Here is a 25,178-nt window from a genome sequence, read left to right as displayed (position 1 = left end):
CAGAACAGGCCATGGATCGGCCGCCCACATGCCAGTAGTAAGACGGGTCTTTGCTGTGTTCGAATCTGTGACGGGGGCTGCCATGCAGAGCGCCCTGGACGGCCTCGCCATGCGTCAGCGTGCCATCGCCAACAACATCGCGAACGTCAATACCCCCGGCTACCACGCGCAGCGCGTCCAGTTCGAGGATGCACTGGCCACATCGGTGGCCCGCGGGAACGGCAGCGCCAGCGCCACGATGGAACGCTCGCTGGAGCCCACCCGGCTCGACGGCAGCAACGTCAACCTGGACACCGAGACGCTCTCCAACATTGAAACAGTGCTGCGCTACCAGTTTGCAGCCCGGGCCGCCGAGAGTCCTTTCAGCGGCGTCCGCACGGCGATGAGGACCAACTGATGACTTTCGACGCCATTGGAATCGCCGGCACCGGCCTGACCGTTCACCGCAAGTGGCTGGACGCCGTCTCCGACAACCTCGCCAACGCGAACAACGCCACCAGCACCGACGGCGCGGCCTTCCAGGCGCGCTACGTGATCGCCCAGGAAGGCCAGGGCGTCTCCGGCGTGTACGTGGCCGGGGCCGAATTCGGCGAGGCCGAGGGCCGCATGGTCCACGAGCCCGACCACCCGCTGGCGGATGAGGACGGCTACGTCCGCTACCCGGACATCGACCTGTCCCAGCAGATGGGCAACCTGATCCTGGCCCAGCGCGGCTACCAGGCCAACGCGGCCGTGGTGGACCGGGCGAAGACGACCTACGAGGCCGCCCTCCAGATTGGACGCAACTGATGCCGCTCTCTTCCATACCGCCGATCCAGGGCGTCGCCGGCACCGGTTACCTGCCGGCCGCCGAAGCTCCGCAGGCCACCAACGGCGTCGGCTTTGCCACCTCCCTCACCGGTGCCATCGACAACCTGCAGCAACTGCAGTCCACGTCCAATGAACTGGCCATCCAGGCCGTTACCGGCGACCTGAACGACATCCACAACGCGACCCTGGCCTCCACCCGCGCCGCCGTGACGCTGGAGCTCGTGGCAGCCGTCCGGAACAAGGGCGTTGACGCCTTCAACGAGATCATGAGGATGCAGGCCTGATGCCCGGCAAGGTCTCCTCCTGGTTCTCGCGGCTGGGCAAAACCGTCAGCGAGTTCACCGTCGCCCAACGCACCATCGCGATCATCGGCATCGCCGTCGTCGTGCTCGGCGTTGCCGCCCTGACGACGTGGGCGTCCAAGCCCTCCTACACGCCGCTGTTCTCCGGGCTGGCCGCGGCCGACGCGAACACCATCGTGGAGCAGCTGCGCACCGACGGCGTGCCGTACGAGTTGACCAACGGCGGCGGGACCATCCTGGTGCCGGAAGACAAGGTATACGACCAGCGGCTCAAGGCCGCCGCGGCCGGCCTGCCGAGCTCGTCCACCGGCGGCTACTCGCTGCTGGACGACATGGGCGTGACGTCCTCTGAGTTCCAGCAGTCGGTTACCTACAAGCGGGCCTTGGAAGGCGAACTGGCCTCCACCATCGAGGCGCTCGACGGCGTCAAGACCGCCTCCGTCCGGCTGGCCATCCCGGAGGAAACGGTCTTCGTCTCCGAGAAGGGCGAGGCGACCGCCTCCGTGTTTGTGGACACCGAAAAGACCACCCTGTCCGCCGACCATGTCCAAGCCATCGTTCACCTGACCTCCGCCTCGATCGACGGCATGAAGCCGGAAAACGTCGCCGTCATCGACGCCGCCGGCACCGTGCTCTCCGCGGTGGGGGTTGGCGCCACCGGCTCCGCGGACAAGCAGGCCTCCGACTACGAGGAGCGGGTGCGCGCCTCGGTGCAGAGCATGCTGGACCGCGTGGTCGGGCCCGGCAATTCCTCCGTGGTGGTTGCCGCGGACATGAACTATGAGTCCGCCGAGCGTGTGGAAGAGACCTTCACGACGCCGGACGGCGCGCCGGCCCTGAACGAGTCCGCGCAGATCGAAGAGTACGAGGGGACCGGCGGGGGAGCGGCCGGTGTGCTGGGCCCGGACAACATCGCCGTACCGGGCAACACCGGCGGCGACGGGACCTTCACCTCCGAGTCGGAGACCAAGAACAACGCCCTGAACAAGGTGACCGAGACCCGCGCCATCCCGGCCGGGGCGATCAACCGCCAGACCGTGTCCGTGGCCTTGGACGCCGACGCCGCCGGGGCCCTGAACGTGGCCAACATCGAGGGCCTGGTGACCACCGCCGCCGGCATCAACGCCGACCGCGGGGACGAGGTCACGGTCGAACTCGTGCCATTCAACACCGCCGGCGCGCAGGAGGCCGCCGAGGCGCTGGCCGCCGCGCAGGCCGCCGAGGAAGCCGCGCGCCAGGCCGAGCTGATCCGCACCGCCATCATCACCGCCGGCATCATCCTGCTGGTGATCATCGCCCTGCTGGTCTACGCCCGCTGGTCCCGCCGCCAGAACCGCGAGCCGGTGGACCTGGGCGAGCTGCAGGATTTCCAGCCCGAGATCGAGGCGCCGCAGGACCTGCAGCTTCCCGCGAAGCCCATCATCGTTCCGGAGCCGATCCCCGTGGTCACCGGCCCGAACACCACCGCACTGGAGCTCGCCGGCCCGCCGGAGCTGTCCGACGAGCAGAAGGAAATGAACCGCAAGCGGGCGGAAATCGACGCCCTGGCCGCCCAGGAACCGGACAAGACCGCCGACTTCCTGCGCTCCCTGATGGATGACAAGCAGAACGCATGAGCGAGTTACTGACCACGTTGACCGGCACCCAGAAGGTGGCGGTGGTGCTGATGCAGATGGAACAGGCGCGGGCCGCCGAGGTCATGAAGCGCTTCAGCGAGGCCGAGGCGGAGCTGATCACGGCCGAGCTCGTGAGCATGGGCCGCGTGGATCCCGAGACCGCCGAGGAGGCGTTCAAGGAATTCCACGACATGACGGTCAAGGGCCGGCGCCGGCCCCGCGGCGGCAGGGAGTTCGCCGCCGGGCTGCTGGCCGCCTCCTTCGGCGCGGAGAAGGCCGCCGGAGTGCTCGACCGGCTGGCCACCTCCATGGCCGGGAAACCGTTCGAGTTCCTGGATGACGCCGACCCCACTCAGCTGATCACGCTGCTGAACGGCGAGATCCCGCAGACCATCGCGCTGGTGCTCGCGCATGTGCGCCCGGAGCTGGCATCCACGGTAATCGCCGGGCTGGAGGATTCGGTGCGGCCGGAGGTGGCGCAGTGCATCGCCACCATGGGCACCGCCACCCCCGAAGCCGTGTCGATCGTGGCGGACACGCTCAAGGTGAGGGCCGGCGCCGTCGTGCCCCGCCAGCAGGTGGAGGTGGTGGGCGGCGTCGGGCCGCTGGTGGACATTATCAACCGCGCCGACGTCGCCACCGAACGCGCGTTGCTGGAGGCCCTGGAGGAACGCGATCCGGAGCTGGCGGAGGAAGTCCGCTCCCGGATGCTCACCTTCGAAGACATCACCAAGCTCGAACCGCGCGACGTGCAGCAGGTGCTGCGCGGCATCGAGATCGCGGTGCTCGCGGTGGCCATGAAGGGCGCCAGCGAACCGGTCACCGAGCTGATCCGCAAGAACGTCTCCGAGCGCAACCGCGACATCCTCGACGACGAGATCAAGGCCATCGGCCCGCTGCGCATGTCCCAGATCGAGGAGGCCCGCGCGGACATCGTCCGCTCGATCCGCGAGCTCGAGGCCAGCGGCATCATCACCGTCCAGCGCGGGGCGGAGGAGGACGAATATGTCTACTGACGCCGCGTTCTCCAGGATGAGTTTCCCCGAGCTGAACACCGGTACCGGGGCCTTCGCCAAGCTGCGCTACACCGAACTGCGCAGCGACGACTCGCAGGACAAGGCGCTCGAACAGGCCAGGGTCCGGGGCCACGCCGCCGGCTACACCGCCGGCATGCGCGAAGGCGCCGAGCTGATGCGCGAACGCCAGCTCGCGATGGAGCAGGACCACGCCGCCGCGATGGCGGACGCCCGCACCCGCCTGCAGCATGCAGTGGCAGCGCTCGGCGCGGCCACCCGTGCGCTGGAGGAGCGGACCGCGCCGGTACTTGCCGCCGCGCAGGACACCCTGGCCGCCGCGGCCATGGAACTGGCCGAAGCCATCCTGGGCCATGAATTGTCCGACGGCGCGGCCTCCGCCCGTTCGGCCCTCACCCGGGCCCTGGCCGGGGTGGATGCCTCGCGCGTGCACACCGTGCGGATGAATCCGACGGACCTGACCATGCTGGCGCCGGAGACGCGGCAGCAGGCCGGCGTGAGCTTCAGCCCCGATTCGTCGCTCGCGCCGGGGGACGCCGTCACCGAATTCGCCGACGGCTTCCTGGACGCGCGGATCGGCGCCGCGCTGGCCCGCGCCAAGGCCGCGCTGCTGGAGGCCCGGCAGTGACCGCCGTCGCCTGGCGCCCCCGCGCCGACCGGTTCGCCGGCGCGCTGGCGGCTGCCCGGCCCCCGCGCTACGGGATGGTTTCCTCGGTGGTGGGCCTCGGCGTCGAGATCATTGGGCTTGATTGCGCCATCGGCGACCTGGTGCTCATTGGCGACGGCCAGGGCGTGGAGGCCGAGGTCGTGGCCACCGGCCGGGACAGCATCCGTTGCATGCCGCTGGGCCGGCTCACCGGGATCAATACCGGCACCCCGGCCAAGGCCAAGGGGGCGCCGGTCCTGGTGCCCACCGGCAACGGGCTGTTCGGCCGGGTGCTGGACGGGATGGGGCGGCCGATCGACGGCAAGGGGCCGCTGGTCTTCGACTCGCTGGTCCCGCTGGACAACGACACCCCGTCCGCCATGCACCGCGCGCGGATCGAGACGCCGCTGCAGCTGGGCGTGCGCGTGCTGGACACGCTCACCACCGTTGGCAAGGGCCAGCGCATGGGCCTGTTTGCCGGCTCCGGCGTGGGCAAGTCCTCGCTGCTGTCCATGATCGCCCGCGGCACCGACGCCGAGGTCTCCGTCATCGCGCTGGTCGGGGAGCGCGGGCGTGAAGTCCGCGAGTTCCTCGAAGACGACCTCGGCGAGGCCGGCCTGGCCCGGTCCATCGTGGTGGTCTCCACCTCGGACGAGCCGGCGCTGATGCGGCTGCGCGCCGCCTTCACCGCCACCCGGATTGCCGAATCGTTCCGCGACCGCGGGGCGGACGTGATGCTGATGATGGACTCGCTGACCCGCGTGGCCATGGCCCAGCGCGAGATCGGCCTCTCCGTCGGCGAGCCGCCGGCCACCCGCGGGTATCCGCCGTCGACCTTTTCCCTGCTGGCCCGGCTGCTGGAACGCGCCGGCACCGCCGAAACCGGTTCCGTGACGGGGATGTACACCGTGCTGGTGGACGGCGACGACCACAACGAACCGATCGCCGACTCGGCCCGCTCCATCCTGGACGGGCACGTGGTGCTGGACCGCAAGCTCGCCGTTTCCGGGCACTACCCGTCCGTGGATCCGCTCGGCTCTATCTCGCGCGTGGCGTCCAAGGTCAACAGCCCGGAGAACTCCCGCGCCGCGGGCGCCCTGCGCAAGGTGCTGGCGGCCCGCAAGGCCGCGCAGGACCTGCTGGACGTGGGCGCCTACCAGCCCGGTTCCAACCCGCTGGTGGACGCGGCCGTCCAGCATGAAGACGACATCAACCTGTTCCTGCAGCAGCGGATGGATGATCAGACGCCGGCCGCGCAGTCGTGGGAGCAGCTGCACCGCCTGGCCCGCACCCTTGGAGGTATGTAGAGATGGCACGATCCTTCCCCCTGGCCGGGCTGCTGCGGCTGCGCCAGCTTCAGCAGGACCAGGCCGCCGGCAACCTCGCCGCCGCAAACCACCGCGCCCGCGAATCCGGCGCCCGGGTGGTCGCTGCCCGCGGCGAGTTGGGCGAGATCATCAGCGAAGTCTCCGATGCGGCCACGCTGCACGCGGTGGCCGCGGCCCGCTCCGCCTCGCGCAGCATGCTGGCCGACCTGGAGAACCTGGACCGGGCCCGGCAGAACGAGGCGCAGCAGGCCCAGCAGGAGTTCCTCGCCGTGCGCAAGCAGTCCGTGGGCCTGGAGAAGCTCGAGACCCGGCACCTCGCGGCCGAGGCGTTCGAAGAGCTGCGGCGCGAGCAGCTGGTGCTTGACGAGCTGTCCACCGGAGCCCGGGGCGGCGACGGACGATGAGCATGACCGATACCCTCGGGCGGATCCAGCAGATCCAGTCCACGCTGACCCAGCTCGCCCAGCCTGCCCCCGCCGTGGAAGCCGCGGCCAGGGCCACCGCGGCCGGCAGCACCGGCGGCGCAACGGCAAGCGCTTTTGCCGACGCGCTGACGGCGGCAGCCCAGGCCCCCGCCGGCGCTTCCGGGACCGGCGCCGTGAGCGGGACCGGTGCCGCGACCGGGACCGTCGCCGAGCTGATTAAGGCCACGGAGAAGTACGTCGGCCTGCCCTACGTCTGGGGCGGCAACGACGCGTCCGTCGGCCTCGACTGCTCGTCCTTCGTGCAGCATGCCTTCCGCGACATCGGCATCGACCTGCCGCGCGTCACCTGGGACCAGATGAAGGAAGGCACGCCGGTGGCTTCCATGGCAGATGCCAAGCCCGGCGACCTGCTCTTCAGTTTTGACGGCGGCCACGTCTCCATCTATCTGGGCAACGGCAAGGCCATCGACGCCCCGCAGCCCGGCGACACGATTAAGGTCCGGGACGCCTGGGAGAACGACTCCAACCTCACCACCATCCGCCGTATCCTGCCCGAGGAGTCCTCGGTCCAGGCTGCCGGCGCCGGTTCCGGCGGGGCTGCCGGAGCCGCGGGGTTGACCGCGGACCAGCAGAGCGCGCTGACCGACCTGATCGCCGCCGCCCAGCTGTCCACGTCCACCGGGCTGACCTCGATGCTCACCGGGCAGAACGGCACGTCCGGCGCGATCACCGCCATGCTCAACGGCCAGACCGGAAACACGGGACTGGCCTCGACGCTCAACGGCGGCCCGGGCTCTGGCGGCGCCGGACAGCTGACCGACCTGCTGGCCGCCGCGCAGGCGGCCATGGCGAGGGGACGAACCGCATGAGCCTGCCCGTGAACTCCCTGCCCGTCGCCCCGGCGTCCTCCGCCCGTCCCGGCGGGCCGGCTGCCGCGCGCTCCTCTTCTCCCGGCTTCGACGCCGCCATGCAGGATGCGCTGAGGCAGGGTTCCGCTGCTTCCGCCAAGCGTTCCCAGCACGACGGCGGTGCCTCCGCCGGGAGCGCCGCGGGTGCCGCGGGTTCCGCGGGTCCCGCCGGGTCCGGAACTGCCCGGGCCGAAACCGGTCGCGGTGCAGCATCGCAGCCAGGCACCGGGACCACCGGCTCTGTCACCGGCCCGTCCCGCGGGACTGCGGCGACTGATCCGGCAGCCGCAGTCGCTGGTCCCGAAGGTTCTCCGGCACCCTGGCCGCTCCTGGTCGGGCAAGGCCTTACCGCCGGTGATACGACCAACGCGGGGACGCCGATCAGCGAAGAGGACGCGGAGACAGTTCAGTCCCTGGTGCCGGCCGACGCTGGCGCCGGAAGCCCGCAGGCCGCCGGCGCGGACACTTCAGCTGGCCTCGGTGCAACGGATGCAACCGGTGTGTCCGGCGCATTTAGCGGTACCGGTGGCTGGCCCGCCTCGGTCACCGGTCACGCAAGCGGCGACGGAGCCTCCGTTGGGGTCAGCCCGGTTGGCCCGGCTGCTGCCCACGCCGGAGCATCCTCAACCCTTGCTGGTGCCCCGTCCGCCGCGAACGCTATCAACGGCGAGAACGTGGCCGAACAGGGCGCAGCAAGTCCGGCATCTGCGCTGGCGAACTCTGCCGCAACCGCGGCGGGTGCACTCGGACCGGCCGCCGGACCAGGGGCAGCCGCAGCGGCGTCCGCGGCCGGAGCCGGTGTTGCGCCGGCGGCCGGGACAGGCGACACTGCTCAGAACCAACAGGCCGGCATGATCGCGCCGGCAGTTTCCACCCAGCCCGCAGCCCAGGCAACCATTCCCACGCAGCCGACCACCGGCGTCGTGCTTCCCGGACAACCCTCGCCGGGCACTCCGGCTCACGGCGGAGCCGCCACCGCAACAGCCGCAGCCAGCGCAGTGCGCGGCGAGACCGATCAGGTGCAGCCGGGCCTCCAGGTGCCGGTCGCCGCACAGCCGGTCCCGGTGTCCCAGCCGACGGCCGCCGCGCCCGCCGCAGCCGCCGCTCCCGTCCCGCCGAACCAGCAGTTGCCGTTCACCGCGCAGGTGGCCCGCCCGCTCTTTACGCTCGCGCAGGCCAAGCCCGGCGAGCACGTGATGACCATCAGCGTCACGCCCGACAACCTGGGCCCGGTCACCGTCCGAGCCCACGTGACGGGGGAGGGCGTCCGCGTGGAGCTCTTCGCGCCGAATGACGCCGGCCGCGACGCCTTGCGCGCCGTCATGGCCGACCTGAAACGCGATCTTGCCGCCACCGGCCTGAACGCCAACTTGGACCTTTCCAACCAGAACCGCCCGAACGATGCGCGCCCCGGCATGCAGTTCGGCCCCGACGGCCGGCCCTCCGGCGGCCCGCAGGGACAGGAAGGCCGCCCCGGCACGGCCACCGGAACCGCCGCAGACACGGCCCCGGACACGACCGACCCATCCGCCCTGAGACGTCCCTACGGGATATCGACCAGCCTCGACGTGCTGGCCTGAGACAAGGAGAACCATGCCCACCGACTCAGTCGCGCCCGTTGGCACAGTCGCCCCGACGTATACCGCCCCGCCCGTGCGCGCACCGAAGCAGTCCATGGACGGCGAGATGTTCATGCACCTGCTGGTCACCCAGCTGCAAAACCAGGACCCCAGCTCGCCGATGGACACCAACCAGATGATCTCCCAGTCCACGCAGCTGGCCATGATGGAAAGCATCGCGACCATGACCACCACCAGCGAGGAAAACTTCTCCCTGCAGATGCGTGGCGTAGCCGCGTCGCTGGTGGGCCGCGAGGTCAGCTACTACGGCGCGGACGGTTCGCTCGTCACGGGAACCGCCACTTCGGTGTCCTATGCCGGGCCGGTCCCGCAGGTGATCGTGGACGGCAAGGAGATCCCGCTGGATCTGGTCGCCGGGATCACCGCCGCCGGTACCACCGGGGGTGCCGCCGCCTGAGATGCTGCCCCCTAAGCCGGCTTGTGCCGCCAACAAATTTTCCCAATCACTGAATTACCCGTCCGTTCCACGATCCGAAAGGCGCTGATCATGCTCCGCTCCCTCTACTCCGGAATCTCCGGACTTCGCTCCCACCAGACCATGCTTGATGTCACCGGCAACAACATCGCCAACGTCAACACCACCGGCTTCAAGGCCTCCTCGGTGCAGTTCCAGGACACCCTGTCCCAGATGACGCAGGGCGCAGGCGGCCCGCAGGCCCAGGCCGGCGGCACCAACCCCGCACAGGTGGGCCTCGGCGTGCAGGTGGCCGGCATCTCCACCAACTTCACCCAGGGCTCCTCGCAGGCCACTGGCAAGGCCACCGACATGATGATCTCCGGCGACGGATTCTTCGTCACCACCAAGGGCGGCGAGCAGCTTTACACTCGCGCCGGCGCCTTCGAACTCGATTCCATGGGGCGCCTCGTCTCCCCGGACGGTGCAATCCTGCAGGGCTGGATGGCAGATGCCGACGGAAACATGCCCGTTGGCGGCCCCATTGGCGCAATCGATCTTTCCCCCGACGCCATTTCCAAGGCCCGTGCCACTTCCGAGGCAGTGCTCGCAGGGAACCTTCCGTCTGACGCGAAGCAAGCAGATGCCCTCGTCCGCGATGTTGAGGTCTTTAAGGCGGACGGCACCAAGGCCAGCCTCTCCCTGACGTTCACTCGGACACCAGACGGCTGGGATGTCTCCAAGACCGGCAGCGGGACTGTCGGTGCATCGCTTGCGCTCAACGGGAACGGCGTCCTGACGCCTAGCGGCCCCATGGCGGTTGACGGCATCAACGTTAATCTGACGAGTCTCAGCGGTTACGCAGGCATGACTACCGTTGGATTCGACAGTCAGAACGGTCGTGCGGCCGGAACCCTTGAATCCTTCACCATGAGCCCGGATGGCACACTCATGGGATCCTTTAGTAACGGGGACCAGGCTGTCGTCGGCCGGGTTGCACTGGCCAACTTCACCAACCCGGGAGGCCTCGAAAAGGCGGGTTCGTCGTCGTACCGTGCAACTGCCAACTCCGGCCAGGTGGAACTCGGCACTGCAGGCACCGGCGGCCTCGGCACGCTGGCAGGCGGCTCGCTGGAAATGTCCAATGTGGACCTCTCTCAGGAATTCACTAACCTGATCGTCGCGCAGCGCGGCTTCCAGGCCAACGCCCGCATCATCACCACCTCCGATGAGGTGCTGCAGGAACTGACTAACCTGAAGCGCTAGAATTCCGCAACTTTTACCCTGTCTCCTAGCAGACATGGGAAAATAGCCCCGGTCCGATACGTTCGGACTGGGGCTATCTCCTATTTGTGTGATCTGCATTACACTCGTCCCTATACCGGGGGGGGGGCAGGTTCATGTCTAGGACACGCATCTAATAGGGCGGCGGGTGGGATCCGATCGTCGTCGAGCAGGAGCTCGGCGTGCCCCCGCTGGACATCCCGCCCGTCATCTCGCCGGTGCTCACCGTGGACGGACTGTAGTGGGGGCTGCTGCGGCTCCGCTAGTGGTTGGGGCCGTGGTCTCCGCGGGCACCGAGCATAGGAGCTGCGGACTCTTGTTAAAGTGCAGTCAGCCCAAGCGAATCGAGGAAGGGCATGCGTAAGAGGCAGCACATCGCTGTATACATGTCCATGGCGATCTTTGCGCTGTTGGCGGCGCTATACGCCGCGCTCGTTTTAGATTCGAGTCAAGCCGTTCCTAGAGCAGCTATCCTTCTGTGCGCTGTTGTATTGCTCGCGACTGCAGTTTGGGGATACGTAATGAATGTTCAACGAAGGTGACGCTTCAGACATCCATCGCCGTTGCCCAAACCCCTACCTCTTCAAGCAAGCCATCCAGGACCGCGCCACCGGCTGGGTCAAGTTCGGTGCCCGCTACTACAACCCTGACACTGCACGTTTCACCCAGCAGGACACCCTCGACACTCCCCTCGAGCGGGGTCGCCGCTTCCGTTGCCCTCGGATTGGGCACTCTGAGCGGGGGATGGGGGACCGTCTACCCTCGGAGCCAGTTGCGCGCTGAGCGTTGCTGCAGGTAATTTTTTGCAGATTTAGTAACGGACAACCCAGCAGACGCCACGAGCATAGAAATGGTCTGAACTATCTTGCTTTCCTCGGAGACTTGGCTCGGATAGGTAACGCCCTTCGTTAGATTGGAGTGACAATGTTCCCGAAAAGAGGGCAGGTCTGGACTTACCGTGAAAGAGGGCGATTCCTCACTCTCATGATGGGCATACCGCTAGTCCTGATGCTGGTTGCTGGCATCTACTTCATGATTACTGAGTCGAATTGGACACTCATCCTCGTAACCATACTTGGCCTCATGTTTTTGGCTATGTTCTTATTCGACAGCGAACGCAAGCATCGTGGAGAACCTTGAATTGGGCGCCGAACGCGAACCGGCCCTGGTTTCGAACATGGCCGTCTCGGAACCCTCGCATCTGTAGTGGGAGCCGTCGGAGGGCTGGGTGTGTGTGTGTGGGCATTGGGTTACACAACTTATGAGGACTCGTGATGAAACTAAGAGTTGCCGTTATCACTCCCGCCCTCGTACTGATGCTTGCGATGTGTGGTTCTTCTGGCAACGGCCGCCTTCGTCCTGACGATGACGGCCCTGGCACTGACCGTGCCTTCGGATCTGCTGCCCCTTCTTTTAATCGCCACGATCGTCGCAGCGGTTGCGGCGGGGGTGACTGCACTCCTTCTGGAGCGCCGGTCGAGGCAGCGACGCGCGGCTCCGGGTGCGGCCGCGGCTGGAACGGGAGTGGGATGAGCGTAACCCCTACTCCGGCTGAGCGGAGATGGATCCAAGCTTCTTTTTATCGGATCGGGCCTGCGATCTAGAGGGGCACCGCCTACAGGATGGTAGAGAGATTGCAGACCATTTCCTCATCGTCACCCCTAAGATCACGTACCGCCCTTGTCGGATTCCGCCGCGCTGCCGAAAGGCGCGCCCGGTCCCGGAAACGTTCACACGTGAGCATTCCGACGGTCACAGGGGATGACCCTCCGGTTGCGGTCCGCCTTCCCGGAGCTGCGAAATGATTACCACCGAAGTGCAGCTGCCCGACGGTTCGCGGGCAGCTGCAGCGGCCGCCTGCACCGTTCGCAGTCGGCCGCTTTTTCTTTGCCGCGAAATCAAACCTCGGCACCAGTTGCTTGAGTGGCGTGCCACTACTCCTACACAATGGCGCCTTTTGATGGCTATCGAATGTGTGTACGAATAAAATTGTGGTATGGCTCTTGCACCGTTGGAACGCACCGGGGAGATCGACGCATCCCTGGCTCAGGCGTTTGTCCTGCTGCAGGATGTTGCCGACCGTTTTCCCGCGGAGTCGGGGTCCCTGCGTACCCGGGACCTGGTCAATAAGGTGGCGGCGGTCGAGGACGTTTCGAAGCTCGTGGAGTTCCTGCAGGTCGTCGGCGCCCACGCGGTGGAGCGGGCGGACATCGCCGCCACCGGGGAACAGTCGACGGCGCTGGCGGCAGGAGCCGGCCAAGGCGCCGACGCCGAAGCCGTGGAGCAGGCGGACATGCCCCCCATCGGGGAAAACGCGACGGCGGCTGGGCCTGAATCCGGCGTTGAGGCGGGAGCAGGTGCCGGCGCGGGGGCGGGGGAGTGGGCGGATCCGGCGGCGGCGATCAAAACCGGCGGCGGCGTGGACGCAGTGAACCCGGACCTGTCCGGGTCCAAGCGGGTGCAGCGCCGCCGCAAGACGGAGTTCGCGAACACGGCGGAGTATCTGCGCTCCCGGCTGGGGATCGGGATTGTGGAGGCGCGGCGCCGGCTGCGGGTCGGCAAGGCGATCGCCGCGCCGGTGCGGTTGAACGGGGAACCGGGTGCGCCGGCGCTGCCGGTCTTGGCCGAGGCCATGGCCGGCGGTGAGGTCAGCGGCCAGTCCGCGGCCCTGGTGGTCGATTCCCTGGACCGGGCCCGCCACGCCGGCACTCCGGAGGCATTGCAGGCGATGGAAGCGTCGCTGGTCCGGCAGGCCGCGGACGCCGACGCGGACACCCTGGTGATGGTGGCCAGGACGTGGGAAACCGCCGTCGACCAGGACGGTGCCGAACCGTCCGAGGAGGAACTGCGGGCCCGGCAGGGCATGTTCTACCGCGGCCGGCGCCGCGGGCTGCACCAGTTCGTCATCAACACCACCGACGCCCAGTACGAAGCCCTCGCCACCGTGATGAACAGCGCCGCGAACCCAAGGATCCGCCCCGACGCCATAGAAACCACCGCCACAGCTCCTGCCGCCACCGGCCCTGCCGTCAACAGCCCATCCGACGCCGGCCCGGCCGGTTCGGGTGAGCCCCGCACCGCAGGTTGCGGAACCACGGCCGCCGGCACGGCCAACGGCGGCGGTAACCATGATGTTCCCGGCGCCGGAACCGGCACCGGAACCGGAACAGGAACCGAAACCGGCACCGGCACCGGTACCACGGAGGCAGGCAGGGGCGGAGCCGATACCGCTGACGCGGGTGGGACGGACGGGGCCGCTGCGGACGGCAGCGCGGCTGCCGGATCCGGTCGCACCGGCGGACGCCACGCCGGTGTGGACCCGACCGTGGTGGAGGCGATGGATGACGCCACCCGGGCGCAGAAACTGCTCGCGGGACTGGTCGGGGCCTGCCGGATCGCGCTGAACACCGGCAGGCTTCCGGACTCGGGCGGGCACCGCACCCAAGTGATCGTCACCACCGGATACGACCAGCTGGCCGGGCTGCTCTCCGGCGGCGGCAACGCGGTCTTCACCGGCCCCGTCTCGGCCACCACGGTCCGCCGGATGGCCTGCGACGCCGAGATCATCCCGGCCGTCCTCGGTTCAGAAGGCGAGGTCCTGGACTTGGGCCGGTCCCAACGGTTCTTCAACCGCGCCATCCGCCGGGCCCTGGTCGCACGGGACAAGGGCTGCGCCTTCCCCGGGTGCAGCATGCCCGCGTTCTGGACCGAAGCCCACCACATCATCCCGTGGTGGGCCGGCGGCCGCACCGACGTCAACAACGGGGTATGCCTCTGCCTGCTCCACCACGACCTGATCGAGCAAGGGAACTGGGAGATCAACGTCGTCGACGGCATCCCCTGGTTCACCCCGCCGGACTACATCGACCCCCGCCGCAAACCGCTGCGCAACACCTACTGGCACACCCACATCCCACCCCAACCACTCCAAGCCACTGGATGATGAGGCAGGCCTCCCGCGATGCCCGCTGTCCAGTCTTGCTACGGGAGCTACGGGATGAATCACCACCCAGACAGCAGCTGGGGCCTTCTTTAGGGTCGCTGAGTGAATGTCTTGCTGCGGCAAGACCCGGAATCAGGACCAAGTCCAGCCACTCTCCGCGTGACGCGCGCGACAAGTGGGCTGGGCAGCTAACCGCGGGGCGCGCGCGGCCGAAGGTAGTAGGTAGCGGCTCACCGGAGCCCTCGAGAGACCTGGGACGGGGCCAATGATCGTAGTAACGCGGCTGAATGACAGCCAGTTTGCGGTCAACCCTGACCTGATTGAGCGCGTCCATTCCAACCCGGACACCACTTTGGTGATGGTTGACGGCGCCAAGTACATCGTCATCGAGACGATGAGCCAGGTCATCGAGATGATCGCCAGCTACCGCGCCTACGTGCTGCACCTGGCCCGTGAGTTGCCGCCTTCAGTCCACCAGCACGGTCACCCCCAGCTCGGCCTCGTGCCACCAGCCGCCCCGGCCCCCGGAGACGACTCCGCGGACCCCGGCAACACTGTGCCGCTGCGCCCTAGGAATACGTAAATGGATCCCGCAACACTTATTGGCCTCCTGCTGGCCTTCGGCTCGCTCTATGCCATGATCACCCTCGAGGGCGCCCACGTCTCGGCGCTCCTCATCCCGGCTCCCATGATCCTGGTCTTCGGTGCAACTATCGCCGTGGGCTTGGCCAGCACCACCCTCAGGGACGGCCTGCACGCCTTCAAAGCGTTGCCCCGGGCTTTCACCGGCAAGGTGGCGAAGCCCCAGACGGTCATTGACCGAGTCGTCGAGCTGGCCGAAAAGGCGCGCAGCGAGGGCCTGCTGGCACTGGACGCAGAGGCGACCGAGGAAAAGGACCCGTTCATGCAGCGGGCGCTGCAGAACATCGCCGACGGCACCGACGGCGAGGAACTGCGGATCCTTCTCGAAGACGAGATCAGCACGAAGGCGCGCGCCGATCGCCAATCCTCCAAGTTTTTCATGGGCATGGGCGGCTACGCCCCGACCATCGGCATCATCGGCACCGTCGTATCGCTGACGCACGTGCTGGAAAACCTCTCCACCCCGGACACCCTCGGACCGATGATTGCGACGGCGTTCGTCGCCACGCTGTGGGGATTGCTCTCCGCCAACTTCATCTGGCTGCCGATCGGCGGCAAGCTGAGGCGCTTGGCCGACCTTGAAACCGAGCGCATGACCCTGCTGATGGAAGGCATGCTGGCCGTCCAGGCCGGCAGCCAGCCGCGGCTGTTGGGCGAACGCCTGCGTGCCATGGTTCCGGAGCATGAGATGGGCGCGGGGAAGCCGGCCAAGGAAGGCAAATCCGGGAAGTCCGACGACAAGCCTGCGGTCAAGGCAGCATGAAGTCGCGGCGCCCGCGCCGGCCTCTCGGCGCGGAAGAGGACGAGCACCCGGACGAGCGGTGGATGGCCTCCTACATGGACATGGTCACCGTGCTGATGTGTATGTTCATCGTGCTCTTCGCCATGTCCACGGTGGATGCGGCGAAGTTCGAGAAGCTGGCCAACTCGTTGGCCACGGGTTTCGGCGTGGAACGCACGCAGGCGGTCGACACGGCCGAAGGGGTAGTGGTCCCGTCTGAACTCATTGACGAGGAGGGCCAGGGGTTTACCAGTGGCGACGCCGAAGAGGACACCGAGGGTGAACTGAAAACCGATCTCGACGTGGCCATCAAGGAAGTCAACGACCTGCGCAACATCCAGGCAAAGATCACCAAGGGGCTGCAGGAAGAAGGCCTTGAAAAAGCTGTCCGCTTCCAGCTTGACGAGCGCGGCCTGACCGTTCGCCTGATCGGCAGCGAGACCTTCTTCGAGCCCGACTCGCCGGTGCTCACCCGGCAGACCATCAAGGTCCTGAACGTGGTGGGTCCGGTGCTGAGGCCGGTCGGCTACGAGCTGAAGGTGGAAGGGCACACGGCCCAGGTGCGCCACCTGGACCCGAACGCACTGGACTGGGAGCTTTCCTCGGAGCGTGCCGTGAACGTGCTGCGCCATCTGGTGGAAGACAGCGGCGTGGTTTCGAACCGCATCTCCGCGGTCGGGTTCGGCGAATCCAGGCCGCTGACCCGCAGCGGGAGTGATGCAGATCTCGCCATAAACCGCCGCGTGGACATTGTGGTGCTCTCCGGCCAGCCGGAGGCCATCCGCAACCTGATTCCCGAAGTCATGAAGGATCCTGCCGGTGCCGCTAAAGAGGCCGCCGCGGAACGTGCGGAATTGGCCAAGAAGGCCGCCGAAGCTGAATCTGCGGAAAAGGCGGAGGCCGAGTCGGCTGAAACCGAAGCCCCTGAGGACAAACCTGCCGAGCGCGTAGCAGGCGAACCGGGTAAAAGCTCCGGGCGCGACGTGGTTACCGGTAGTGGCCGCAGCGGCGGCCCGGGGCCGGACGCCACCTACGCGCCGGCGCCCGGCGGGGCATCCTCCGACCACTGAGCGCACGCCTTTGGCACCGGCCGGCCGGCGTTGGTAGTCCTCCCACTGAGCGCCCGCCTCTGACACGGCCGAGTTGGACGTGCGGCGGGGCACCCCACCCGCATTATCCAAACTCCTAACATGCCGAACCACGCTGCCGATAGTGCCTGCTGTGACGGTCCAGGAACATGCGCACTCTAGCGCGCCCGAAAAGCCGGCCAGAGCCGTCGAAGTTTACGACTTCCGGCGGCCGACCACCCTGGCGCGCGAGCATTCCCGCGTGCTGGAGTTGGCCTTCGAAACATTCGCCCGACAGTGGGGCACCCAGCTGACTGCCAAGGTCCGCGTGATCTGCACGGTCACGTCGGAGCAGGTCCAGATGCAGACCTACGACGAGTACGCGGCCTCGTTGCCGGCCAGTACTGCGATGGTTCTCTGCGCCCTCGATGACATCACCGGCAAGGCCGTGATCCAGTTTCCGACCAAGGCCGCGATGACGTGGGTCGACCATATGCTGGGCGGCAACGGCAGCCACGACTATCCGGACCGCAAGTTCACGCAGATTGAACAGGCCCTGGTCAGCCGGTTGATGGAGGATGCGCTGGAGGACCTGCGCTACTCGCTGGGTTCCCTGCTCACCACGCCCATCAGCCTGGACCAGATCCATTACAACTCGCAGTTCGCGCAGGCGGCGGCCACCAACGACCTGATGATCGTTGCCACCTTCGAAATCCGTGTCGGCGACCTGTCCGCGCCCGCCACGGTCGCCATCCCGGCCGAGGTACTGCTGACCCAGCTGCGTGATTCGTTCGCGATGAGCAGCCCGGCCAACGCGCGAAAACTGCTGGAGACCCAGCTGGTGCAAATCCCGGTGGACGTATCCCTGCAGTTCGCCCCCATGCGCGTGCGGCCCGGCCAGGTCCTCGACCTGGCCATCGGCGACCTGCTGCCGCTGCCGCACCCGCAACACCGCCCGCTGGATGTTGCCATCAACGGCGAACGGCTGGCACACGCCGCCGTGGGCGCCAACGGCAACCGCCTGGCCGGAGTCATTGTTACAACCGAGGAGAACGCCCGATGACACAGACCCAGACCCTTCAGGCTGCTGCCGCCGACGCGCTCCTGGGGCTGCTGCCCACCAACACGCCGCTCTACGCAGTGCGCCAGGATGAAGGCGGGCCGCTGCCGGGGCAGGTGGCCTCCGCCGTCGTCGGGTCCTTCGTGGGCGGAACCTCGGCCGACGTGGCCTTGGTGGTGGCCGACCAGGCCGCCCTGTCCGCCGCCGCGGGCACGGATTCCCCCTTGGTTTCGGCCGCCGACCTGTTGCGCCCGGCGCTGGAAGCTGCCACATCCGTGCTCGGCGCCGGTGTGCTGGGCGAGGCACGCGTCGGCAACGCCGCGGCGCTGTTCTCCGATCCGGAAGCCGCCGTCTTCAAGCTCACCGGCGGCGACGGCGAGGCCGGCGGCTGGTTCGCCATCCGGCTGCGCGAGAACCCGGCCGGCCACGGCGCCGACGACTCGGTGTTGGCCAAGCTGGGCCGCATCAACAACGTCGAAATGGCCCTGACGGTGGAAATCGGCCGAACGCGGATGTCCGTGCGCGATGTGCTGAACCTGGAACCGGGCGGCGTGATCGAACTGGACCGCTCGGCTGGCGCCCCCGCCGACGTGCTGCTCAACGGCCGCCTGATCGCCCACGGCGAGGTCGTCGTCGTCGACCAGGACTACGCCGTGCGCATCACCAAGATCCTCGACGTGCCCGAAGGACTCCTCTAGATGGAGACAGTCGTCCTTGCCGTGCGGGTAGCGCTCTCGCTGGCCGTGGTGCTGGGGCTGCTCTGGGTGCTGCAGCGCCGCTTCAGCCGCGGCGCCCGCACCGGCGCCCGCAAGCTGGTGCGCGTGGTGGAACGCCAGACCATCGGGCCCAAGGCCGCCGTCGTGGTGGTGGACGCCGACGGCCAGCGCTTCGTGCTGGGCGTGACGGATCAGGCGGTGCACGTGCTGGACAGCCGCGAAGCGCCGGTCGAAGAGACGGCCGAGCCCGCCCACCGTGCCCCACAGACCGCGGCGGACAGCTTCTCCCGGCTGCTGGAGCTGGCCACCGGCCGCGCCTCGGGCCAGGACCAGGCCGGTGGGGACGTCACGGCCCCATCGGGGTCGGTCGACGCTGCCGTCGCCGCCCGTCCGGCAACACCTTCCGACGGCGACGCCGGTGTCCCGCGCCGCGCGGCCCGTCGTGCCGCCGCTATGCCCGAGCCGCCCGTCGAACAAACGTTTCAAGGGCACCGTGACGTCGCGCAGGAGTTCGACGAGCCGCACCACGACGGCGACGTCATTCCCCTCCGGCAGGCGGGGCTGTATCCGATCGACGGCGGACGGCGTTCCGTCCGCACGGGCCGCCGGGCGTCGCGTCCGGCCGGCCGGCAGGAGCAGGCGCCGGATTCCCCGCTGGCCGGGTCCATCTTGTCTCCGTCCACCTGGAAGCAGACCGCCGAAGCCCTGAAGCAGGTCCGTTCGCGTTGAGAAGCACCGGCATCATGGCCTTGACGGCGGGCCGCTGGCCGCGTTTGGCCACCGCAGCATTGCTGGCATTACTGCTGGCAGTGGCCTTTGCCGTCGCCGCTGCCATCCTGAGCGCGCCTTCGGCCTTCGCGTCGCCGGTCGCCCCGGTTCCCCCCGTTGACCCGCTGGCCCCCGTCGAACCGGGCTCGCCGGACGGCGACGGCGGGTTCTCGGTGGAGATCAACGGGCCCAACGGCACGCCGTCGTCCGCCGTCATCACGCTGCTGGGCATCACGCTGCTGTCGGTGGCCCCCGCGCTGCTGCTGATGATGACGTCCTTCACCAAGATCTTCGTGGTGCTGGCGATGACCCGGAACGCGCTGTCCCTGCCCTCCATCCCGCCGAACCAGGTGCTGGCCGGGCTGGCACTGTTCCTGTCGCTGTTCATCATGTGGCCGGTGCTGACCCAGGTGAACGAGCTGGGCGTCCAGCCGTACATGGAAGGGACCACGGACTTCACGGATGCGGTGGGCGCCGCCGCCGCTCCGCTGCAGAACTTCATGCTGGCGCACACCCGCGAAGAAGACCTGGCGCTGATGATGCGGGCGGCCGACCTGCCCAACCCGGAGAATCCCGAGGCCGTGCCGCTGCAGACCCTGATCCCGGCGTTCATGATTTCCGAGTTGCGCGCCGCGTTCATCATCGGGTTCGTCATCTTCGTGCCGTTCCTCGTGATCGACCTGGTGGTGGCCTCGGCGCTGATGTCCATGGGCATGATGATGCTCCCGCCGGTGATGATTTCGCTGCCTTTCAAGATCCTGCTGTTCGTGCTGGTGGATGGCTGGGGCCTGATCATCACCGCCCTGGTCGGAAGTTACGGTACCTAGCCGTGGATACAAACGCCGTCCTCGACATCGGCCTGCAGGGCCTGCTGGTCGCCGCCAAACTCTCCGCCCCGGTGCTGGTCACCGCGCTGGTGGTGGGCTTCGCCGTCTCCCTGGTCCAGTCCATGACACAGATCCAGGAAATCACGCTGTCCTTCGTGCCCAAGGCCGTGGCCGTGGCCGTGGCGCTGCTGATCTGCGGACACTGGATGATTTCGGAGATGGTCTCCTTCACGCAGGAAATGTTCGAGAAAATCCCCGGCCTGCTCGGCGGCGGATAATGAACATCCCGCTCGACCAGGCGTGGATCGAGGCCACCATGCTGGCAGGTGTCCGCATGGTGGCTTTCCTGCTGATTGCCCCGCCGTTCTCCTACGGAGCCATCCCGGCCCGCATCAAGGCGATGCTCGGCGTCGGACTGGCCCTGGCGGTGTCCCCGCGGGTGGCCAACGGGTACGAGCCGATGAGCACGGCGGGATTCTTCGGCGCGCTGGTGCTGGAGATCCTGGTGGGCGCCCTGCTGGGGTTCCTCGTGCTGGTGGTGTTCTCCGCGGTGCAGTCGGCGGGCACGTTGATCGACCTGTTCGGCGGCTTCTCCATGGCGCAGGCGTTCGACCCGCAGTCCATGGTCAACGGCGCGCAGTTCACCCGGCTGTTCCAGATGGCCGCGCTGGCGCTGCTGTTCGCCTCCGACGGCTACCAGTTGATCATTGGCGGGCTCGCGCGCAGTTTCACCGCGCTGCCGCTGGGCGGGGGAGTCGACCTGGCCGAGCCGGTGCAGCTGATCATCACCGGTGTGACGCAGATGTTCCTGGCGGCGGTGCAGATTGCCGGACCCCTGCTGGTGGTGCTGTTCCTGGCCGACGCCGGCCTCGGCCTGCTCACCCGGGTGGCCCCGGCGCTGAACGCGTTTGCGCTGGGCTTCCCGTTGAAGATCTTCCTGACCCTGACCCTGGCCGGCGTGGTGTTCGTGGCGCTGCCGCGGATTGTCTCCTCGCTCGCCGGACAGGCCGTGACGGCACTGACGGGGGTGGTGGGCTAGATGTCGCAGGACACCTCCGAAGAACGGACAGAGCAAGCCACCGCCAAGCGGATGAAGGAAGTCCGGCAGAAGGGCCAGCTCTCCAAATCCCAGGACCTCACCGCGTGGCTGGGCGTGGGCGCGGCCGCGTTGATGCTGCCGATGACCATCGGCCGGGCCTCCCAGGCCGGCACCGACCAGATGTTCACCGTCACGCGGATGATCGAGTCGCCGGACCCGGGGCTGGTGGTCAAGGCGCTCGAGGACGGCCTGGGCACGATCATGTACACGCTCACGCCGATGTTCCTGGCCGTGGTCGCCGTGATCATCGCGGGTGCGGCGCTGCAGGGCGGCATCCACTGGAAGAAGTTCAAACCCGAGACCCAGCAGTTCAACCTGGTCAACGGGCTGAAGAAGGTGTTCGGCCTGCAGGCGCTCTGGCAGGGTGCCAAGGCGCTGCTGAAGACCGTGGTGGTGGGGCTCGCTCTCTACTTCGTGATCCAGGGCCTGGTCCCGGTGCTGATGACCGCCGGCGGGCTCTCGGTCGGATCGCTGCTCGAGGCTGCGGGCGGCGGAACCGCCGGCCTGCTGCAGACCGCGATCATCGCCGGCCTGATGCTGGCCGCGCTGGACGTGATGGTCGTGATCCGGCGCAACCGCAAGAAAACCCGGATGACCAAGAAGGAAGTCCGCGACGAAAACAAGAGCTCCGAGGGCGATCCGCTGATCAAGTCGCAGCGGCGCTCGCGGCAGTTGGCGATGAGCCGCAACCGCATGATCGCCGCGGTGGGAGGCTCCGACGTCGTGCTGGTCAACCCGACCCACTACGCGGTGGCGCTGAAGTACGAACCGGGAAAGTCGGCGCCGCGCGTGGTGGCCAAGGGGGCGGGCAACATTGCCGCCCGCATCCGCGAGGAAGCCGAAACCACCCGCGTGCCGGTGGTGCGCGATGTCCCGCTGGCCCGGGCGCTGCACGGCGCCTGCGAGATCGGCCAGGAGATCCCCTTGGAGCTTTACAACGCCGTGGCCCGCGTGCTGGCCTTCGTCATGAGCCTGAAGGCCCGCGGCACCTCAGCCGGTACAGCCGCAGGCGTCCACACTATGGCGGAGCCGGCCATGACCGACGCCGACGCTGCCGCCCACGCTTCAACCCGGCAGGGCCGCCGAGCCTTGTCCCTACCGTCACCCGGAGGTGACTGATGAACCGCAACCTCTCCAAGCTCGCCGTCCCGATCGGCGTGGTGGGCATCGTCCTGCTGCTGGTGGTGCCGATTCCGGCTGGACTGCTGGACGTGCTGATCATCGTGAACATCCTGCTGGCGCTGGTGATCCTGCTGACCACGATGTTCGTGAAGAAGCCGCTGGACTTCTCCGTGTTCCCGTCGCTGCTGCTGGTGGCCACGCTGTTCCGGCTGGGCCTGAACGTGGCGTCTACCCGGCTGGTGCTGGGCGACGGCTATGCCGGGCAGGTGATCGAGGCCTTCGGCCACGTGGCCGTGGGCGGCTCGATCATCATCGGCGCGGTGGTGTTCCTGATCCTGGTGGTCATCCAGTTCGTGGTGGTCACCAAGGGCGCCGAGCGCGTGGCCGAGGTGGGGGCTCGCTTCACGCTGGACGCGATGCCGGGCAAGCAGATGGCGATCGACGCCGACCTGAACGCCGGGCTGATCACCGACGTGCAGGCCCGGGAACGCCGTGCCGCGGTATCCGCCGAAGCCGACTTTTACGGCGCGATGGACGGCGCGTCGAAGTTCGTCAAGGGCGACGCGATCGCCGGCATCATCATTATCATCATCAACATCGTCGGCGGCATCGCCATCGGCATGCTGCAGCGCGGCATGGAAATCGGCGACGCGGTCAGCACCTACACCCTGCTGACCATCGGCGACGGCCTGGTCACGCAGATCCCGGCGCTGCTGATGGCCGTGTCCACCGGCATGGTCGTGACGCGTTCGAATGCCGACTCCGAAATGGGTTCCGACGCCTCCGACCAGCTGACCCAGTCCCGGCAGGCGCTGATGATCGCCGGCGGCGCGGCCATTCTGCTGGCCCTGATCCCGGGCATGCCCAAGATCCCGTTCATCCTGGTGGGCGCGTTCCTGATCTTCATGGCGCAGCGGCTCAAGGCCACCGAGGCGGCCAAGGCCAAGGACGACGACGCCGCCGCCGCCGAGGCGGGTCAGGCGGCTCCCGCTTCGGAGACTACCGAGGACCTGATTGAACAGATGCGGGTGCACGCGCTGGAGATCCAGCTGGCCCCGGACCTGGTGGATTTGGTCTCCGGCGCCTCCGACGACCTGCTGGCGCGGGTGCGTGCGCTGCGCCGGAAGATAGCCATGGAACTGGGCGTCGTGGTGCCGCCGGTGCGCACCCGCGACAGCATCGACCTGCCGATGTCCACCTATGTGATCCGGATTGCCGGCGTGGAGGCCGGCCGCGGCGAGGCCCCGGCCGGCAAGGTGTTGGCGCTGGGGGACAACCTGGAATCGCTGCCGGGCATCGCCACGGTGGAGCCGGTGTTCGGGCTGGCCGGCAAGTGGGTCCCGGCGGAGATGCGGCACAGCGCGGAGATGGCGGGAGCCACCGTGATCGACCGGGTCTCCGTGCTGGTCACCCACCTGTCCTCGTTGATCTCCGCCAACGCCGCCCGGCTGCTGACCCGTGAGGACGTGCGCGTGCTGACCGAGGGTGTGAAGTCGGTGAACCCGTCCGCGGTGGACGAACTCACCCCGTCGCTGCTGTCGCTGGCCGAGGTGCAGCGCGTGCTGCAGGGGCTGCTGGCGGAGCAGATCCCGATCAACGACCTGCCGCGCATCTACGAGGCACTGGCGCTGAAGGCCAAGTCGTCCACCGACCCGGAGGGCCTGATCGAGGCCGCCCGGCAGGCGCTGGGCCCGGCCCTGACCGCGCAGTACCTGGACAGGCAGCTGCTGCGGGTGATCATGATCGATCCCACGCTGGAGCAGTCCATGCTGGAGGGCATGCGCCCGTCCGAGCACGGCACGCAGATCCTGCTCTCGGTCGAGCGGACCGAAGCCGTGCTGGCCTCGCTGCGGGATGCGCTGGAGAAAGTGGAAGCCAACGGCCTCACCGCGGTGCTCGTGTGCGCGCCCGCGCTGCGCCCGGCCATCCGGCGGCTCGTCTCGGCGCAGGCCGGGGGACTTCCGGTACTGTCCTATCAGGAGGTCACCTCCGCCAGCGTGAAGATCGAGACCGTGGGGGTAGTACGTGTCGGCCAGACGGCTGCAGCTTAAGGGCGCTTCCCTCCAGGAACTCAAGGCCAAGGTCCTGGCCGACCACGGACCCGACGCGAAGATTGTCGCGGCCGAGAAGGTCACGGTCGGCGGCATCCGCGGCTTCTTCGCCCGCGAGCACTACGAAGTCACGGTGGAACTGCCGGCCTCGGCCGTGCGCGGCCAGCATGCCCTGGACCAGAAGGCCCGCGCCGGAATCGCGGCGCTGCTGGCCGACGCCGAGCGCACCGAATCCAGGCTGCACGGCAAGGCGCCGGAACTGCACGTCTCCACCCACACCGACCAGTTCGCGGTCATCATGGACAACCTGACCCTCAACACGGCGCGGCCCACCCGCCTGCCCAAGGGCGCCCGACTGGAGGAACCGCCGCCGGAGGCTGCCGGGCAGGCGGAGCGCCCCGGAGCCGCGGCGGCAAGGCCCGGCTGGGGACGGCGGCGGAACGACCCAAAGCCCCCGAAGGACGCTGCAGCAGATTCCGGCGGCGCGACCGCGCCGGGGCCGGGGGCAGGTGCAGGGGCCTTGGAAGCCCCCGCCACGGCAGTCCCCGGTGCGGAAGACGCCGCCGTGGCAGCGGCAGCCACAATCCCGGCCTTGGACGCAGCCTCGGCGGCTTCGGCCCTGCCCGCGGCAGCCCAAGCTGACGACTCCCGGGAGGCCGCCGGACCCGCCAACCGGACGGCCGGGACGGGTCGGCGCGCGGCGGCCCGAGCCACT

The 25,178-nt window shown here is 68.2% G+C and carries 25 protein-coding genes and 1 pseudogene; all 26 read left to right on the top strand.

The window, feature by feature from the left end; genetic code table 11:
• Positions 1–55 precede the first annotated feature (55 nt).
• The gene (locus tag AC5RUH_RS08970) at positions 56–397 is read left to right on the top strand and encodes a flagellar basal body rod protein FlgB (protein ID WP_493979253.1); all 342 of its coding nucleotides are present in this window, start codon (positions 56–58) and stop codon (positions 395–397) included.
• A complete protein-coding gene (locus tag AC5RUH_RS08965) occupies positions 397–789 on the top strand; it encodes a flagellar basal body rod protein FlgC (RefSeq protein ID WP_493979188.1) in 393 nt (130 codons plus the stop codon). The genes AC5RUH_RS08970 and AC5RUH_RS08965 overlap by 1 nt, the downstream gene beginning before the upstream one ends.
• Complete coding sequence (gene fliE / locus AC5RUH_RS08960) at positions 789–1,094, top strand: flagellar hook-basal body complex protein FliE (protein ID WP_493979187.1); 306 nt, start codon at positions 789–791, stop codon at positions 1,092–1,094. Before AC5RUH_RS08965 ends, fliE begins: the two co-directional genes overlap by 1 nt.
• Positions 1,094–2,728, top strand: coding sequence for a flagellar basal-body MS-ring/collar protein FliF (fliF, locus tag AC5RUH_RS08955; RefSeq protein WP_494128388.1), 1,635 nt, complete (start codon positions 1,094–1,096; stop codon positions 2,726–2,728). Before fliE ends, fliF begins: the two co-directional genes overlap by 1 nt.
• Positions 2,725–3,744 carry a flagellar motor switch protein FliG gene (fliG, locus tag AC5RUH_RS08950; RefSeq protein ID WP_494128387.1) on the top strand — a complete coding sequence of 340 codons (1,020 nt, stop codon included), beginning with the start codon at positions 2,725–2,727 and terminating at the stop codon, positions 3,742–3,744. The genes fliF and fliG overlap by 4 nt, the downstream gene beginning before the upstream one ends.
• On the top strand, positions 3,734–4,390 hold the full coding sequence (locus tag AC5RUH_RS08945) for a FliH/SctL family protein (protein ID WP_494128386.1): 657 nt from the start codon (positions 3,734–3,736) through the stop codon (positions 4,388–4,390). The genes fliG and AC5RUH_RS08945 overlap by 11 nt, the downstream gene beginning before the upstream one ends.
• Positions 4,387–5,715, top strand: coding sequence for a FliI/YscN family ATPase (locus AC5RUH_RS08940; protein ID WP_494000454.1), 1,329 nt, complete (start codon positions 4,387–4,389; stop codon positions 5,713–5,715). Before AC5RUH_RS08945 ends, AC5RUH_RS08940 begins: the two co-directional genes overlap by 4 nt.
• A gap of 2 nt (positions 5,716–5,717) precedes the next feature.
• Complete coding sequence (locus tag AC5RUH_RS08935) at positions 5,718–6,140, top strand: flagellar FliJ family protein (protein ID WP_494049544.1); 423 nt, start codon at positions 5,718–5,720, stop codon at positions 6,138–6,140.
• Positions 6,141–6,142: 2 nt separating this feature from the next.
• The gene (locus tag AC5RUH_RS08930) at positions 6,143–7,030 is read left to right on the top strand and encodes a C40 family peptidase (RefSeq protein ID WP_494128385.1); all 888 of its coding nucleotides are present in this window, start codon (positions 6,143–6,145) and stop codon (positions 7,028–7,030) included.
• Positions 7,031–7,920: 890 nt separating this feature from the next.
• Positions 7,921–8,649 (top strand): flagellar hook-length control protein FliK, encoded by a 729-nt coding sequence (locus tag AC5RUH_RS08925; protein WP_494128384.1) that lies wholly within the window; start codon positions 7,921–7,923, stop codon positions 8,647–8,649.
• A 13-nt stretch (positions 8,650–8,662) separates the two neighbouring features.
• The gene (locus tag AC5RUH_RS08920; protein ID WP_494128383.1) at positions 8,663–9,106 is read left to right on the top strand and encodes a flagellar hook assembly protein FlgD; all 444 of its coding nucleotides are present in this window, start codon (positions 8,663–8,665) and stop codon (positions 9,104–9,106) included.
• A gap of 90 nt (positions 9,107–9,196) precedes the next feature.
• On the top strand, positions 9,197–10,369 hold the full coding sequence (locus AC5RUH_RS08915; RefSeq protein WP_494128382.1) for a flagellar hook protein FlgE: 1,173 nt from the start codon (positions 9,197–9,199) through the stop codon (positions 10,367–10,369).
• Positions 10,370–10,912: 543 nt separating this feature from the next.
• A complete protein-coding gene (locus AC5RUH_RS08910) occupies positions 10,913–11,170 on the top strand; it encodes an RHS repeat-associated core domain-containing protein (protein ID WP_494128381.1) in 258 nt (85 codons plus the stop codon).
• A gap of 1,213 nt (positions 11,171–12,383) precedes the next feature.
• Complete coding sequence (locus AC5RUH_RS08905; RefSeq protein WP_494128380.1) at positions 12,384–14,330, top strand: HNH endonuclease signature motif containing protein; 1,947 nt, start codon at positions 12,384–12,386, stop codon at positions 14,328–14,330.
• A 265-nt stretch (positions 14,331–14,595) separates the two neighbouring features.
• Positions 14,596–14,913 (top strand): flagellar FlbD family protein, encoded by a 318-nt coding sequence (locus tag AC5RUH_RS08900; RefSeq protein ID WP_494012690.1) that lies wholly within the window; start codon positions 14,596–14,598, stop codon positions 14,911–14,913.
• Positions 14,914–15,735: a motility protein A gene (locus tag AC5RUH_RS08895; protein WP_494000442.1), complete on the top strand. Its 822-nt coding sequence runs from the start codon at positions 14,914–14,916 to the stop codon at positions 15,733–15,735.
• A complete protein-coding gene (locus AC5RUH_RS08890; RefSeq protein WP_494128379.1) occupies positions 15,732–16,823 on the top strand; it encodes an OmpA/MotB family protein in 1,092 nt (363 codons plus the stop codon). The genes AC5RUH_RS08895 and AC5RUH_RS08890 overlap by 4 nt, the downstream gene beginning before the upstream one ends.
• A gap of 142 nt (positions 16,824–16,965) precedes the next feature.
• Entirely contained in the window at positions 16,966–17,883 is a 918-nt protein-coding gene (locus AC5RUH_RS08885; protein ID WP_494022517.1) for a flagellar motor switch protein FliM, read from the top strand.
• Entirely contained in the window at positions 17,880–18,578 is a 699-nt protein-coding gene (gene fliN / locus AC5RUH_RS08880; RefSeq protein ID WP_493979153.1) for a flagellar motor switch protein FliN, read from the top strand. Before AC5RUH_RS08885 ends, fliN begins: the two co-directional genes overlap by 4 nt.
• The gene (locus tag AC5RUH_RS08875) at positions 18,579–19,325 is read left to right on the top strand and encodes a FliO/MopB family protein (protein ID WP_494128378.1); all 747 of its coding nucleotides are present in this window, start codon (positions 18,579–18,581) and stop codon (positions 19,323–19,325) included. It abuts the gene before it with no gap.
• 14 nt (positions 19,326–19,339) lie between these two features.
• Entirely contained in the window at positions 19,340–20,191 is an 852-nt protein-coding gene (gene fliP / locus AC5RUH_RS08870; protein WP_494000438.1) for a flagellar type III secretion system pore protein FliP, read from the top strand.
• 2 nt (positions 20,192–20,193) lie between these two features.
• Positions 20,194–20,469, top strand: coding sequence for a flagellar biosynthesis protein FliQ (gene fliQ / locus AC5RUH_RS08865; RefSeq protein ID WP_494000437.1), 276 nt, complete (start codon positions 20,194–20,196; stop codon positions 20,467–20,469).
• A complete protein-coding gene (locus AC5RUH_RS08860; protein ID WP_494000436.1) occupies positions 20,469–21,230 on the top strand; it encodes a flagellar biosynthetic protein FliR in 762 nt (253 codons plus the stop codon). Before fliQ ends, AC5RUH_RS08860 begins: the two co-directional genes overlap by 1 nt.
• Entirely contained in the window at positions 21,231–22,409 is a 1,179-nt protein-coding gene (locus AC5RUH_RS08855) for an EscU/YscU/HrcU family type III secretion system export apparatus switch protein (protein WP_494128377.1), read from the top strand.
• Positions 22,409–24,463, top strand: coding sequence for a flagellar biosynthesis protein FlhA (gene flhA, locus AC5RUH_RS08850; RefSeq protein WP_494128376.1), 2,055 nt, complete (start codon positions 22,409–22,411; stop codon positions 24,461–24,463). The genes AC5RUH_RS08855 and flhA overlap by 1 nt, the downstream gene beginning before the upstream one ends.
• Positions 24,438–25,178: pseudogene (locus AC5RUH_RS08845) on the top strand (hypothetical protein); the annotation flags it as partial. The gene flhA and the pseudogene AC5RUH_RS08845, both read left to right, overlap by 26 nt.

The organism is Arthrobacter sp. Y3223166 (genome assembly GCF_059090935.1).
This window is presented reverse-complemented; position numbering and strand designations above follow the sequence as displayed.